This window comes from Rhizobium sp. LjRoot258 (assembly GCF_964254185.1).
In the GTDB taxonomy this organism is placed as follows: domain Bacteria; phylum Pseudomonadota; class Alphaproteobacteria; order Rhizobiales; family Rhizobiaceae; genus Rhizobium.
The window spans coordinates 117,017-131,026 of sequence record NZ_CAXUST020000003.1 but is presented as its reverse complement, the minus strand read 5'-3'; the positions used below and the strand labels follow the sequence as shown (position 1 = coordinate 131,026).

The 14,010-nt window shown below is 60.6% G+C and carries 11 protein-coding genes; 8 read left to right on the top strand and 3 right to left on the bottom strand.

Annotation, left to right across the window (positions count from 1 at the left end; all coding sequences use genetic code 11):
* The first annotated feature begins 180 nt into the window (after positions 1-180).
* The 7 genes from ACSQ9D_RS29070 to ACSQ9D_RS29040 all read left to right on the top strand — a co-directional run bounded on the left by ACSQ9D_RS29070 (position 181) and on the right by ACSQ9D_RS29040 (position 9,631).
* Positions 181-1,167 (top strand): BMP family protein, encoded by a 987-nt coding sequence (locus ACSQ9D_RS29070; protein ID WP_436285307.1) that lies wholly within the window; start codon positions 181-183, stop codon positions 1,165-1,167.
* 12 nt (positions 1,168-1,179) lie between these two features.
* On the top strand, positions 1,180-2,604 hold the full coding sequence (locus ACSQ9D_RS29065; protein WP_436285306.1) for an amidase: 1,425 nt from the start codon (positions 1,180-1,182) through the stop codon (positions 2,602-2,604).
* On the top strand, positions 2,601-4,127 hold the full coding sequence (locus tag ACSQ9D_RS29060; RefSeq protein WP_436285305.1) for an ABC transporter ATP-binding protein: 1,527 nt from the start codon (positions 2,601-2,603) through the stop codon (positions 4,125-4,127). Before ACSQ9D_RS29065 ends, ACSQ9D_RS29060 begins: the two co-directional genes overlap by 4 nt.
* Positions 4,117-5,166, top strand: a complete 1,050-nt coding sequence (locus ACSQ9D_RS29055) for an ABC transporter permease (RefSeq protein WP_436285304.1) — start codon at positions 4,117-4,119, stop codon at positions 5,164-5,166. The genes ACSQ9D_RS29060 and ACSQ9D_RS29055 overlap by 11 nt, the downstream gene beginning before the upstream one ends.
* Positions 5,163-6,104, top strand: a complete 942-nt coding sequence (locus tag ACSQ9D_RS29050; RefSeq protein ID WP_436285303.1) for an ABC transporter permease — start codon at positions 5,163-5,165, stop codon at positions 6,102-6,104. Before ACSQ9D_RS29055 ends, ACSQ9D_RS29050 begins: the two co-directional genes overlap by 4 nt.
* 12 nt (positions 6,105-6,116) lie before the next feature.
* Complete coding sequence (locus ACSQ9D_RS29045; RefSeq protein ID WP_436285302.1) at positions 6,117-7,406, top strand: amidohydrolase family protein; 1,290 nt, start codon at positions 6,117-6,119, stop codon at positions 7,404-7,406.
* Positions 7,407-8,152: 746 nt separating this feature from the next.
* Positions 8,153-9,631, top strand: coding sequence for an arylsulfatase B (locus tag ACSQ9D_RS29040; RefSeq protein ID WP_436285301.1), 1,479 nt, complete (start codon positions 8,153-8,155; stop codon positions 9,629-9,631).
* A 93-nt stretch (positions 9,632-9,724) separates the two neighbouring features.
* Here ACSQ9D_RS29040 and ACSQ9D_RS29035 read toward each other — a convergent pair whose 3' ends face one another.
* The 3 genes from ACSQ9D_RS29035 to ACSQ9D_RS29025 all read right to left on the bottom strand — a co-directional run bounded on the left by ACSQ9D_RS29035 (position 9,725) and on the right by ACSQ9D_RS29025 (position 11,782).
* Positions 9,725-9,931 (bottom strand): hypothetical protein, encoded by a 207-nt coding sequence (locus ACSQ9D_RS29035; protein WP_436285300.1) that lies wholly within the window; start codon positions 9,929-9,931, stop codon positions 9,725-9,727.
* A gap of 686 nt (positions 9,932-10,617) precedes the next feature.
* A complete protein-coding gene (locus tag ACSQ9D_RS29030) occupies positions 10,618-11,022 on the bottom strand; it encodes a hypothetical protein (protein WP_436285299.1) in 405 nt (134 codons plus the stop codon).
* 493 nt (positions 11,023-11,515) lie between these two features.
* The gene (locus tag ACSQ9D_RS29025; RefSeq protein ID WP_436285298.1) at positions 11,516-11,782 is read right to left on the bottom strand and encodes a DUF2277 domain-containing protein; all 267 of its coding nucleotides are present in this window, start codon (positions 11,780-11,782) and stop codon (positions 11,516-11,518) included.
* Positions 11,783-12,673: 891 nt separating this feature from the next.
* On the opposite strand from ACSQ9D_RS29025, the gene ACSQ9D_RS29020 reads away from it, so the two are divergent.
* Complete coding sequence (locus tag ACSQ9D_RS29020) at positions 12,674-13,999, top strand: ABC transporter substrate-binding protein (protein WP_037120432.1); 1,326 nt, start codon at positions 12,674-12,676, stop codon at positions 13,997-13,999.
* Positions 14,000-14,010: the final 11 nt, after the last annotated feature.

Here is a 14,010-nt window from a genome sequence, read left to right as displayed (position 1 = left end):
GGTTTTCGGCCATGACGAAAGCCGGCCTACCCCTGCCCGGAAGCACTGGCAATTCGGACTAACGTCACGACCGCCCGGCAAGGGGGCGATGCCCATTTTCTGAACCCGGCGATCGCTTGACACTTTTTTAGCCCCTCCATATGGTTTTGAACCAAATGGTAAAAAATAGAGGGAACAAGCATGACCAAAGATTTGCTTATGTCGCGCCGCGCGATTATCGCTTCGGGTATTGCCCTTGGCGTGAGCGGCCTGGCGCCGCTGGCGCGTGCTGCCGCACCTTTGAAAGTGGCCGGCATCCATGCATCGCCCGTTGAGAATGCCTGGAATTCCTGTCTTCACAAGGCCTTGCAGGACGCTGCCAAGGAAGGCGTAATCGAATATGTGTTCTCGGAAGGCGTCTCTGGCACCGACTATCCGCGCGCCATGCGCGAATATGCCGAGCAAGGCAACAAACTGATCATCGGCGAGGCCTATGCGGTCGAGAAGGAAGCCCGACAGGTGGCGGCCGATTACCCCGATACCGCCTTCGTGCTGGGATCCAGCGGCAAGGAGGAAGGCAGCAATTTTGGCGTGTTCGGCACCTGGAACTATGACGGTGCCTACCTCGCCGGGATGCTGGCGGGCAAGATGACCAAGTCCAATATCGTGGGCTCCGTCGGTGCCATGCCGATCCCCGAAGTCAACATGCTGATCAATGCCTTCGCGGAGGGCGTCAGGTCCGTCAATCCCGACTGCAAGCACCTCGTCGCTTTCATTGGCACCTTCTTCGACCCCCCGAAGGCGCGCGAAGCGGGCCTCGCCCAAATCGACGCTGGCGCCGATATCCTGTTCGGCGAACGCATCGGCACTGCCGACGCCGCCAAGGAGCGCAAGATCAAGGCCGTCGGTTCACTGATCGACTATACGCCGCGCTACCCCGACACCGTCTTCGCCAACGCGCTCTGGGGCTTCCGGCCGATCCTCAACGCGGCGATCGCCGACGTTGTGGCAGGCAAGCCCGTCGGCCGCAACTACACAGCCTATGGCCTGATGAAGGAAGGTGGCAGCGACATCGTCTTCGTGAAGGGAGTGGCGCCGGCGGAGGCGGAAGCAGCGATGGAGGCCAAGCGCGCCGACATCAAGGCCGGCAAGTTCGAGGTGCCGCAGAACATGGAACAGCCGAAGTAATTCGGCTCGATCATGCCCCGCAGGCCGCCAGCAGACGCCACCGACGTGGCGGAGATGATCCGTTCCGGACAGTTCACTGCAGCGGAAGCGATGCAGTCCTCCCTCGCCGCCGCCGCGCGGCTTTCCGGCCTGGGCGCGATTGCCCATCTCGACGAGGAGATGGGGATGTCCGCGGCCCGTGCAGCCGACGACGAACGTTTCGCTGCGCCCCGGCGCTTTTCCGCTCGACCGTTCGGCGGTGTACCGACGCTGGCGAAGGATCTTGGTGGCCCGTTCGCCGGTCTGCCGGTGACAGCCGGATCGCGCCTTTTCGAGCGGCGGGGCGGGACGGCCGACTCCGAGCTTGCGGCCCGGTTCCGCTCGGCAGGCTTTTGCATGTTCGGCCTGACGACCAGCCCCGAATTTGGCCTATCGCTGGCAAGCGAACCGGCGATCGGCCCAGTCTGTCGAAACCCGAATGACCCGACCCGCACAGCCGGGGGTTCGTCGGGTGGTGCGGCCGCGGCCGTCGCGGCCGGCATCGTCGCGATTGCACACGCCACGGACGCTGGCGGCTCGATCCGGGTTCCGGCCGCCTGTTGCGGCCTTGTCGGGCTGAAACCCAGCCGCGGTTCTATGCCGGCCGGTCCCTCTTTCGGTAATCATCTGGGCGGCATCGCCAGCGAACTCGTCGTCACACGCTCGGTGCGGGATACGGCACGCGCCCTGGAGGCATTCAGCGGCAATGCCCGCGGCCCCTTTCCGGACGTCGCCATGCATGCGCACCGACGCCGTCCACTCAGGATCGGCCTCCTCGCGGACACCGGCCCGCGCTGGCCGACCGGGACCGACCGGCTCGAAGCCGTCGAGGCCGCAGCGATCGGCCTTGAGAAGGAAGGTCACCCGATCGTTCGGCTCGACTGGAGCGATATTGAAACCGCGGTGGAAGCGAGCGCGCGTGCCTTCTCGGATATCGTCGCCGTCAACCTGGCCAGGTTGGTCGCAGACCTTGATCTCGACATCGGCATGGCCGAACCCATGACGCAGGCAGTCGCCGCCTATGGCCGTGCCATGCCCGCGACCACGCTCTGGGCATCGCTGAACGGGGCAGTCCTCGTCAGCCATCATATGTGGATGTTGTTCGAAACGGTCGATTGCATCCTATCGCCAATGCTGTCCTCGGCGCCGCTTGCGATCGGCTCGTTTCCGTCCGATCATGGCGACATGAAGCAGCATTTCGAACGCATGACAGCCTTCGCGCCGCTTGCGTCACTCGCCAATGTCTCGGGGTTTCCTGCCTTGACCCTTCCATTCGGAACAGACGCCGCCGGCCTGCCCCTGCCGATTCAACTCATGGCGCCGATCGGCCACGAACCGCTGTTGCTCTCGCTTGCTACGCGCCTGGAAGCTGAAGAACGCTGGCAGCATCGCTTCGAGATCGCGGGTTTTGCAGCATGACGCCGGTGCTGGAAATTTCCGGCGTCTCCAAGTGCTTCGGCGACAACCTCGCCAATGATGATATTTCGCTTTTGCTCAACGAGGGCGAGATCGTGGCGCTTCTAGGCGAGAACGGTGCCGGCAAGACGACGCTGATGAGTATTCTCTTCGGCCACTACGTCGCGGATGCCGGGCACGTTCTGATCCATGGCCGCGAACTGCCGCCCGGCAAGCCCCGGGAAGCGATCCGCGCCGGCGTCGGCATGGTTCACCAGCATTTCTCGCTGGCGCCGAATCTGACGGTGCTCGAAAACATCATGACCGGCACGCAAAAGCTCTGGGCGTGGCGCTCCGAAACGAGCGCTGCACGCAAGAAGCTGCTCGCAATTTCCGACCGCTTCGGCCTCAAGGTCTCTCCGGACGCGCGACTTGGCGATCTCTCGGTCGGCGAGCAGCAGCGCGTCGAAATCCTGAAAGCGCTCTTCAACGACGCCCGCATCCTGATCCTCGACGAGCCGACTGCGGTCCTGACCAATATCGAGGCGGAACGGCTGTTTTCGACACTCAAGGAAATGGCACGGCATGGTCTGTCGCTGATCTTCATTTCCCACAAGCTCGACGAGGTCATGGCGGCAGCCGACCGCATCGTCGTGCTGCGCGGCGGCAAGATGGTGGCCGAGCGCCGCGCCTCAGAAACCAGCAAGCCGGAACTTGCCGAACTGATGGTCGGCCGCCGTGTCATGCGGCCGGTGCGCGAGCCTTCGACGCCGGGCGCCGTCGTACTGGAAGCCGCTGGCATCACGGTTAGGATCGGCGGCGTCGACAGACTGAAGAATGCAGGCTTCCGTCTCCGGGAAGGTGAGGTGCTCGGCATCATCGGCGTCTCCGGTAATGGCCAGGCAGCTTTGGCCGCGCTGCTGTCCGGCACGCAGTCGCGCACGGCAGGCGATCTCATCCTATTTGGCCAACCCGTCGGCAATCTCGTTGTCGCCGATATCGTGGCGGCGCATATCGGCCGCATTCCCGAGGACAGAAACAGGGAAGGCGCGATAGGCGAAATGGCGATCTGGGAGAATACCGTGCTCGAACGCCTTTCCACCTTTTCCAGCCGTGGACTGGTGGACCGCAAGGCAGGCATCGCCTTCGCCCGCGAGATTATCGACGCATTCGACGTGCGCGGCGGCAATCCGCAGAACCGCACCCGGCTTCTTTCCGGCGGCAACATGCAGAAGCTCATCCTCGGCCGCAATCTTCACCAGCGCCCGCGCATATTAATCGCAGCGCAGCCGGCGCGCGGCCTCGACGAGGGCGCGGTGGCCGCGGTCCACACGCGAATCCTTAAAGCCCGCAGCCAGGGTACGGCCGTGCTTTTGATCTCCGAGGATCTCGATGAGGTGATCGCGCTGGCGGACCGCATCCAGGCCATCGTCGGCGGTCGGCTTTCTCCGCCGGTCGATGCGGAACATGTCGATGCGCGCCGGCTGGGCCTGATGATGGCGGGCGACTGGAGCGATACGACAGGGGAGGCCGAAGATGCGATTTGAGCGTCGCGAGCATCGGCCGTTCTACCTTCTTGTCGGCACGCCGATCATCGCCGTCGCCGCGGCACTGGCGCTTTCTGGCATCCTGATCTCCATTGCCGGCGGGCCGGTCTTCGAAGCCTATCGGCGCATCCTCACCGGTGCATTCGGCTCGCGTCTCTCGGCGACCGAGACCCTGACCCGGGCGACACCGCTTATTCTCACCGGGCTCGCCGCCGCCGTCGCCTTCCGGGCGAGGCTCTGGAACATCGGCGCGGAAGGCCAGTTCTATATCGGCGCGATCGCGGTCGCTGCGTGCGGCTCGAAACTGCTGGCGGGCCTTCCCGGCCCCATCCTCATTCCGGTCCTGCTGGTGATCGGCGCGGTCGCCGGCATGGTGCTGATCCTGATCCCGCTCTGGCTGAGGCTCCGCTTCTCGGTCGATGAAGTGGTGACCAGCCTGCTCATGAACTTCATCGCGCTGCTTTTCGTGTCGATGCTGATTAACGGCGTGCTGAAGGACCCGATGGCTTTCGGCTGGCCGCAGTCGCAATCCGTCGTCGACCACGCCATGCTGCCCAAGCTGGTTGCCCGCTCGCGACTGCATATCGGCATCGCGATCGCGATCGTGCTTGCTGTCATCGTTCATTTCCTGCAGGCCAGGACAGTCTTCGGCATGCAGTCGCGCGCTGCCGGCCTCAATCCACAAGGTGCCGTGTTCGCGGGCGTACCCCTGGCGCTCACGCTGGTCAAAGTGGCCTGCCTTTCCGGCGGGCTTGCCGGCCTTGCCGGCGCGATCGAAGTCATGGGCGTCAAGGGCTACGTCACCACTGATCTGTCCCCCGGCTTCGGCTATTCCGGCATCGTCGTCGCTATGCTCGCCAATCTCAACCCACTCGGCGTCGTGCTCGCGGCGCTCTTCACCGCCACCATGTTCGTCGGCGCGGACGGCATGAGCCGCAGCCTCGGAATCCCGACCTATATCGCCGATGTAACGGTGGCGCTGTCGCTGCTTACCATGCTGGTGGCGCTGTTTTTCACCCAATACAGGATCCGCCGATGAACGCGATCGTCGACATCATCACCTCGGCGGGCCTCTGGGCGGCGATCCTGCGCATCGCGACACCTTTGGTATTCGGCACCCTAGGCGCGCTGCTTTGCGAACGCGCCGGGGTGCTCAACCTCGGCATCGAGGGCATCATGACCTTTGGCGCGATGATCGGATGGCTAACAGTCTATCACGGGGCCGATCTCTGGACCGGTCTTCTGGTGGCGGCCATCGCAGGCATGGTATTCGGCTTGTTGCATTCCGCCCTGACGGTCACGCTCGGCCTTTCACAGCATGTCTCGGGTCTGGGCGTGACACTGTTCGCATCGAGCTTCAGCTACTATCTCTTCCGCCTGATCGTGCCGGTCGCGGGCACGCCGCCGACGATTGTGCCCTTTCAGCCGATCAGCATCCCCGTCCTATCCACTCTTCCCTTCGTTGGCCCCGCCTTCTTCACTCAGACGGCGCCAACCTATCTCGCCATCGTCATGGCGCTGCTGCTTGCCTATGTCGTCTTCCACACACCGCTGGGCCTTGCGATCCGCATGACCGGCGAGAACCCGCATGCGGCAGAAGCGCAGGGCGTCAATCCGATGCGGATACGCTATGGTGCGGTGATCGTCGGCAGTGCGCTGATGGGTATGGGCGGTGCCTTCCTCACGCTCTCAGCCTTCAACAGCTTCTTCCCGACCATGGTACAGGGCCGCGGCTGGATCTGCATCGCGCTTGTCGTCTTTTCATCGTGGAGGCCGGGGCGTGCCCTGTTCGGGGCTTTGCTCTTCGCCTTCTTTGACGCCTTCCAGCTACGCTTGCAGACTGTTGTGCAGGGCATACCGTACCAGATTTTTCTGATGACCCCCTATGTACTGTCGATCGCGGCGCTCGCCGCCATGGCGCGGCGCGCCCGCGTGCCACAGGCGCTGATGCAATCCTATCGCCGTGGCGAACGATAAAGAGGAGATCCCATGTTCGACCTGATCATCCGAAACGCCAACCTTCCCGACGGCCGCACCGGCGTCGACATCGCTGTAGAGGGAACAAAGATTGCCGCCGTCGAACCCCAGATTGGCGCCCTTGCGAGAACTGATATAGATGCGACCGGCCGGCTGGTAACGCCGCCTTTCGTCGATCCTCATTTCCATATGGACGCGACACTGTCGCTCGGCCTGCCGCGAATGAATGTCTCCGGCACGCTCCTGGAGGGCATCTCGCTCTGGGGTGAGCTTCGGCCGCTCTTGACGAAGGAGGCGTTGGTCGAGCGAGCCCTGCGCTATTGCGACCTTGCCGTCAGCCAAGGCCTGCTGTTCATCCGCAGTCATGTCGATACGTCTGATCCGCGCCTGGTGACAGTTGAGGCGATGATCGAGGTCCGTGAGAAGGTGAAGCCCTATATCGATCTGCAGCTCGTCGCCTTCCCGCAGGATGGCTACTACCGCGCCGAAAACGGTGTGGCGTCGCTCAACCGCGCGCTCGACATGGGCATCGATATCGTCGGCGGGATCCCGCATTTCGAACGGACGATGGACGACGGACGTGCCTCGGTGGAAGCGCTCTGCAGGATCGCCGCCGATCGCGGCCTGCCGGTCGACATGCATTGCGACGAGACCGACGACCCCATGTCGCGGCACATTGAGACGCTTTCCGCCCAGACGGTGCGTTTTGGCCTGCAGGGCCGCGTCGCCGGCTCGCACCTCACCTCGATGCATTCAATGGACAACTATTACGTCTCGAAGCTAATTCCGCTGATGGCCGAGGCGAAGATCAACGTCATCCCCAATCCGCTGATCAACATCATGCTGCAGGGCCGGCATGACAGCTATCCGAAGCGGCGCGGCATGACCCGCGTGCGCGAGCTGATGGATGCCGGCCTCAACGTCTCTTTCGGCCACGACTGCGTCATGGACCCCTGGTATTCGATGGGCTCGGGCGACATGCTGGAAGTCGGCCACATGGCGATCCATGTGGCGCAGATGGCCGGGCTCGAAGACAAGAAGAAGATCTTCGATGCCATCACCGTCAATTCGGCTAAGACAATGGGCCTCGAAGGCTACGGTCTTGAGAAGGGGTGCAATGCCGACTTTGTAATCCTGCAGGCTGCTGACCGGCTTGAGGCGCTGCGGCTAAAGCCGACGCGGCTTGGCGTCATCCGCCGCGGCAAAGTCATCGCCCGCTCCATGCCACGCATCGCCGAGCTGTCCCTCGATGGCCGGCCCGAGCTGATCGATAGCGGGCGGGATTACGTGCCCTTAAGCTGAACCGGGTGTGGCCGCGTAACACCGCCACCAAGCGCGCCGGGATTGCCAGCGGCACATGAATCTTTAGCCGAACGCTGGCTTAAGATCGAGAAGGACGTCTGTAGTATCCGCCTAAACCACGTTGTATCTAGTGAAGCGTGATGTGTTTAGGACCATGCGATAGGACTTTCCGCATAACGTCGATTAACCGTGCAGAAGAGCGATGGCAAAACCCGAATGACACCCAACGCGAGAAGATTGGGGAATGCCTACGAGACGCCAAAATCTCGGCAGAGTCACTTTACGACCTGGTGGTAGAGCATCTAAACGCACACCCAGCGAAGTCCCGGTACACGCTTCGTTTGGCATCTTAAACACCGTCGCTGAAATGTGCGTTCCGCAGCGATAGCCGCACCGCATCCCGCATCCCGTTCTGACAGATCACACCGCTTTTTAGTCGGTGATCAACAGGAACCAAGGCAGTCTCACAAGAGGACGACTTGGCGACCCGCCGACCCTGCCCGAGGGCATGGAAGCCGGATAACGCGCTGATATGGCAAATGCCAAGATGGCGGCTATTTGCCTGAAGCGGTCATTGGTAATAGCGGTGTCGATTGGTTACTGTATCTTTCCATTGCCTGTGGTAAGGTTGAAACATGAATTGCTAAATCATCTGGGAGTGGTTTTCGAGTAACTACAAATCCCACCTTTGCGATCCTTAATCAATTCAGACGGCCTTCGAATGTGATCAATCGGGGGGACGATCCATGAGCTGTGGAGAGCGACTAAAGACCGTTGACGATGTCAGCGGGATAAGACGGCGGGATATTCTGCTGAGCGGTTGCTCACTGTTGGCCGCAGGGGTCGTGGCAACAACCGCGCTATCCTTCGGCAGTCCGGCATCTGCGCAAGGCTCCGCGCCGCCAAACATCGTTTACATCGTTGCGGACGATCTGGGCTGGAAAGATGTCGGCTTCCATGGGTCCGACATCAAGACACCCAACCTCGACAAGCTGGCGGAAACCGGCGCCAAGTTCGACCAATTCTATGTTCAGCCGATGTGTACGCCGACCCGCGCAGCATTGCTGACCGGGCGCTATCCAATGCGTTATGGGCTGCAGACTGCCGTGATCCCATCTGGTGGTCTCTATGGTCTTCCTACCGACGAGTGGCTGCTACCACAGGCATTCAAGGAAGCAGGATACAAAACAGCCCTGATCGGAAAATGGCATCTCGGCCACGCAAAGCCGGAATATTGGCCGCCACAGCGCGGCTTCGACTACTTCTATGGGGCATTGGTCGGCGAGATCGATCATTTCAAGCACGAGGCGCATGGGGTCGTGGACTGGTATCGCCTCAACGAGCAAGTCAAGGAGCCGGGATATGACACGACCCTGTTCGGCGATGATGCCGTTCGACTGATCAACGATCAGGACCCGCAAACACCGCTATTCCTGTACCTCGCCTTCACCGCGCCGCATACGCCATATCAGGCACCCCAGGAATACCTCGATAGGAACGCGCATATTGCCGACGAGTCGCGCCGCGCCTATGCCGCGATGATCAGCGCCATGGATGACCAGATCGGCCGCGTTCTCGATGCCCTGGAGAAACGCGACATGCGTGAGAACACTCTCGTCATATTCCATAGCGACAACGGCGGAACACGCTCGGCAAAGTTTGCTGGCGAGTCTGAGGTGAAGGGTGAACTCCCTCCCAACAACGGACCATATCGGGACGGCAAGGGGATGCTCTACGAGGGGGGAACTCGAGCCGTCGGGCTGGCTAACTGGCCCGGCAGGATTCAGCCCGGCGTGGTCGATGGAATGGTTCATGTCGTTGACATGTACCCGAGTCTCGCGGGCATCGCGGGAGTGAAGCTCGGCAAGAACAAACCACTGGATGGAATGAACCTCTGGCCAGCGATCAGTGAGGGGAAACCATCGCCACGCGACGAGGTTGTCTATAACGTCGAGCCGTTCCGGGGCGCGGTGCGCAAGGAAGACTGGAAACTGGTTTGGGCTGCGCTTTTACCGCCTAAGATGGAGCTTTTCGATCTATCGCACGACGCTTCGGAGACCACCGATCTGGCGGACAAGAACCCGGAAAAGGTCAAGGAATTGCAGACCCGGATCGAGGAATTAGCCCGTGAGGCTGTCCCACCTCTTTTTATCGCCGACGTGCTTCGCACGGCGATGAGCACGGCCCCCTCAACCCCGGAATTCTACTTCATAAATCCGGATTAGTCCGACAAAGGTCCGACCCTTGCCGAGTTGCAAGGAATTGTCCCGTGCTGACGCAGAGCAGCGGACATCAAGCATACCGGACAGCGCGACCCCTCATGGATGCCTTAGGATGCCCCGCGTCTTCATGTCTTGGAGGTTCAGGAGATCGACCATGTCGTCCGCCTCATCGGCTTCGAAGCTGTCCAGCACGACACCCTTGAGAACATGCGGCTGTCCAGTGAAGGTAGCGATGACGGACCAGTACGGTTGATCGTCGTACTTCCTGAGGTAGAACCTGATGTGTGGCGGGCGCTTCTCCATGGGGCCATATTGAGGCGACCCCGGAATGTTTGGTATAGGAATTTGAGCGGCCCATCGGATATACGGCACGCCCGGGTGCCCCCGGGAACCCCTTCGATCTGCCTCGTGGGTCGCGTCGGGTCGCGTTCCCTCCTACCGATCGCCCTACACGATGGCCGCTTATCCATGAAATCAGTGCATCACAGTAGGGAGTATGTCCCTTTTGATCATGGGGAGGGCATAGGGGGCACTAAAGGCGCTCCAATCGGGACACGCGGTCAGCCCCGCGCCCTTTAGCGGTCCCGCTGCCTCCGCAACCCTTATGTTGCTTTGGATGGCCTCAGCCTGTCCTTAGGACGTGACAGGAGCGCGACGGAGGGTGATGGAGGATGATGATTGCCCCGGGCGTGCGGGGTGCTGTTCCTGCCATGGCCCGTGGCCTTGAGACATTCACCGGCTGCCTCCGATCCCACCGTTCCCCGCTTCTACCGATCATCCTCCTCAGGCGCACCTTCTGGGTTAATCAAGTGCGCCCAGTGGTTACCTTCCGCGTCTATTCTGGGTTTCTCTTGTTGGGTATCGAGTAGCAGCAGCGGTTCATCCGACTGGAAGAAAGGCAGGTCTCATCAAAGAATGCACCCTTCGCCTCCATGCAATAGCGGAACAGTTGGTATCCATCTTCAGTGAACTGGTTCGCGATTTCAACCTCAGGGCCGCTTAAAGGGTCCATGTTCATTCTCATTACGGTTCAGCCGCTCGACCAACTCGTCGGCCTCCTCTTCGGAGAGCATATCCATGACCACCCCATCGATAACGACCGGCTGTCCGGTTATTTCATCGACTACCGTCCAGTGGACGTTCAGGTTCTGGCGACGGCTATACCGCTCGGTTGCCATGAGGTCTGCCTTTGGGTGCTGTGGCGCGGCCTTTGCCTTCCTCTTCTTCATCCCCTTCTCTTGGGCGTTAAGGATAAATTCAAGGTTGCTAGCGGTATCGTGGGGTAACCGATCGAGAACCGCTCCGTTCGCTTCCGCAGCCTTCCCTTCGCGGTAGTCTACGACACGCCATGTGCTGTCAGAGTTCTCCTCTAAACCGTACCGCTTGTAGGGCATTGGTCACCGTAGGTTATTTTAGATATACCTGAAACGCAGACCCCGAATGTTTTGTTGCAAATTCATCTGACAGCCATCCAATATACGGCACGCGCGGCGCCCCCCGGTATCCCCTTCTGCACCATTACAGGCAGCGGCAGCGCGGCATCATTGCCGCTCGTTGAACGCCATCAGGCTCGGCCTCAGAGCGTGGCAGCAGTGCGATGGAAGTGACAGAGCAATGCTTGCCCCGGGCTGCGCGGGCGGCTCTCCTGCCAAGTCCCATCCACTTGAGGCGGATAGACTGACGGCGGATGTCGCCAGGCAGGCCACGCATTGCGTCGGGTCGTCGGCACCTTGTCCACCCGAAACGCTACTATATTCGCGAGGCCCCAATCAAACTCCATGCGCCATCCCCCGAGCAAAGCTGAGCAAATCCGAGCAGCTCTTCTCGAACGAGATAAGCGGGCCCAATGACCGAACCCAGCTGGACGCGGCTCGACCGTCGGCCCAATCACGCGAACCGGGTCAGACTGCGCGCGCGCGCTTTTGCGGCTTCTTCCTCGCGGTTGTGCGGCGGTTGTGAAGTCTCGAGTGAATCGAGCAGCTCGCGCGCGCATGCCGCGATCGAACCCACCGCGCGGTCGAACGCCGCCTCATTGCGTTTCGACGGTTTCGTCGATCCGCTCAGCTTTCGCACGAACTGCAACGCAGCGTCCTGGATTTCCTGATCCGTCGCGGGCGGATCGAAATTGAACAGCGTTCTTATGTTTCGGCACATGACTTGCTCCGAGTGATCTTCATTTCCTTCGCACCTTGAGGGCGGGGCGGTGGCTTAGCGGGCGCCAAGAGCTTCGAGGTGCTCGTGTATGTTCTGTCGGGCCGACCGCTTCCTGTGCGCCAACTGCATGCTGCCAATGGCGGAAGATGCGTTAAACGCCGAAAATAACGAGTCAGAAGGTATAAGTCATCCCAGCGCCAGTCGATCCAGGCATAGAGTGCATAATACGCCATGGCGTTAGCGGCACCGTGCACGGCGACTTCTGCCGCGCGGCGCCGGAATCAATCCATTCCTCTCACCGCTTAAACGTCGATCCTGTGGACCCAATCCGTTCCGTGACATCCAAGGCCCGGTAACAGCTGTTACCTTTTCCTCCATCGCAACGACGGCGCCCATCCACCACCTCATCCGCGACGGATGTCTTGGTGTTGCTGGCAACGTGAAATGGTGTGTCGAGCGTCAGGGCTTGACTGCAGGCAGGATCGCCGCCGTCAGATACGGCAAAACGCTGCGCGCGCCTCTCCGTCCCCGATAAGCTGTTTAGTCTTCAGTGAGCAGCTTTCGAGACAGAATGGTCGCTATCGACGGCGTCACGCTCGGCTGACAGCGCCCGCAGTGCCGCTTCAGGTTCGCGCTCCATGATCCGAAGCCTTCACGGTGCCGATCGCCATAACGTCTTCCTTTTGATCATCGGCGTGACAAGCAGACGAGAAGCGCATGCCACGTACCCTGTGTGCAGCGCAGCAACGATTGTCCTTGCAATGTTTAGAAAAATATCTATCACTAAACATATTGCTAAACATGAGGGTTGAGGAGTTCATGTAGGCATTCTCTGAAACGGGTGAACTTGCACGGTCGGCAGGAGCCGGCCTTTGGTTCTGGGAGGAACGTATGCAAACGAAATCGAAAGCCCTTCTCGGGCTGGCCTCGGCATTCATCATATCGTCAGCGCTGCCCAATCTCGCAAAAGCTGACCAACTGACGCTCTGCTGGGCAGCCTGGGACCCGGCGAACGCACTTGTCGAACTTTCGAAGGATTTCACCGCCAAGACCGGTACGGAAATGAAGTTCGAGTTCGTGCCCTGGACGAGCTACGCGGATCGCTTCCTCAATGAACTGAACTCCCACGGAAAACTCTGCGACCTGATCATCGGCGACAGCCAGTGGATCGGCGGATCGGCGGAAAACGGCCACTACGTCAAGCTCAACGACTTCTTCGACAAGGAAGGCATCAAGATGGATGACTTCGTGCCGGCCACGGTCGTTGGCTACTCGGAATGGCCGAAGAATACGCCGAACTACTGGGCGCTGCCTGCTATGGGCGACGTGGTCGGCTGGACCTACCGCAAGGACTGGTTCGAAAAGCCGGAACTGAAAAAGGAATTCAAGGAAAAGTATGGCCGGGATCTCGCGGCCCCGAAGACCTACGACGAGCTGAAGCAGATTGCCGAGTTCTTCCAGAAGCGCGAGATCGACGGCAAGACCGTCTACGGCGCTTCGATCTATACCGAGCGCGGCTCCGAAGGCATCACCATGGGCGTGACGAACGTGCTCTACGACTGGGGCTTCCAGTACGACAACCCGGACAAGCCCTATGAAATGGAAGGCTTCGTCAACTCGCCAGATGCGGTCAAGGGCCTGGAATTCTACAAGGCTCTCTATGATTGCTGCACCCCACCCGGCAGTTCGAACGTCTACATGGTCGAATCCGCCGATGCCTTCAAATCCGGCCAGGTCGCGATGCAGATGAACTTCGCCTTCACGTGGCCCGGCCTCTACAAGGACGAGAAGGTCGGCGGCGACAGGATAGGTTTCTTCCCCAATCCTGCTGAAAAGAAGCATTTTGCTCAGCTTGGCGGACAGGGCATCTCAGTCGTCTCCTATTCCGACAAGAAGGATGCTGCTCTCCAGTACATCAAGTGGTTCGCACAGCCTGAAGTCCAAGCCAAATGGTGGCAACTGGGTGGCTATTCCTGCCTGAAATCGGTTGTCAATGCGCCGGACTTTGCCTCCAGCCAACCCTACGCCCAAGCGTTTTTGGACTCGATGGCGATCGTCAAGGACTTCTGGGCCGAGCCGAGCTACGCAACCCTCCTCCAGGATATGCAGAAGCGCGTTCATAACTATGTCGTGGCCGGCAACGGCACCGCTCAGGAAGCGCTTGATGGCCTGGTGAAGGACTGGACGGAAGTCTTCAAGGACGACGGCAAGATCTAGTGTCCACCTGG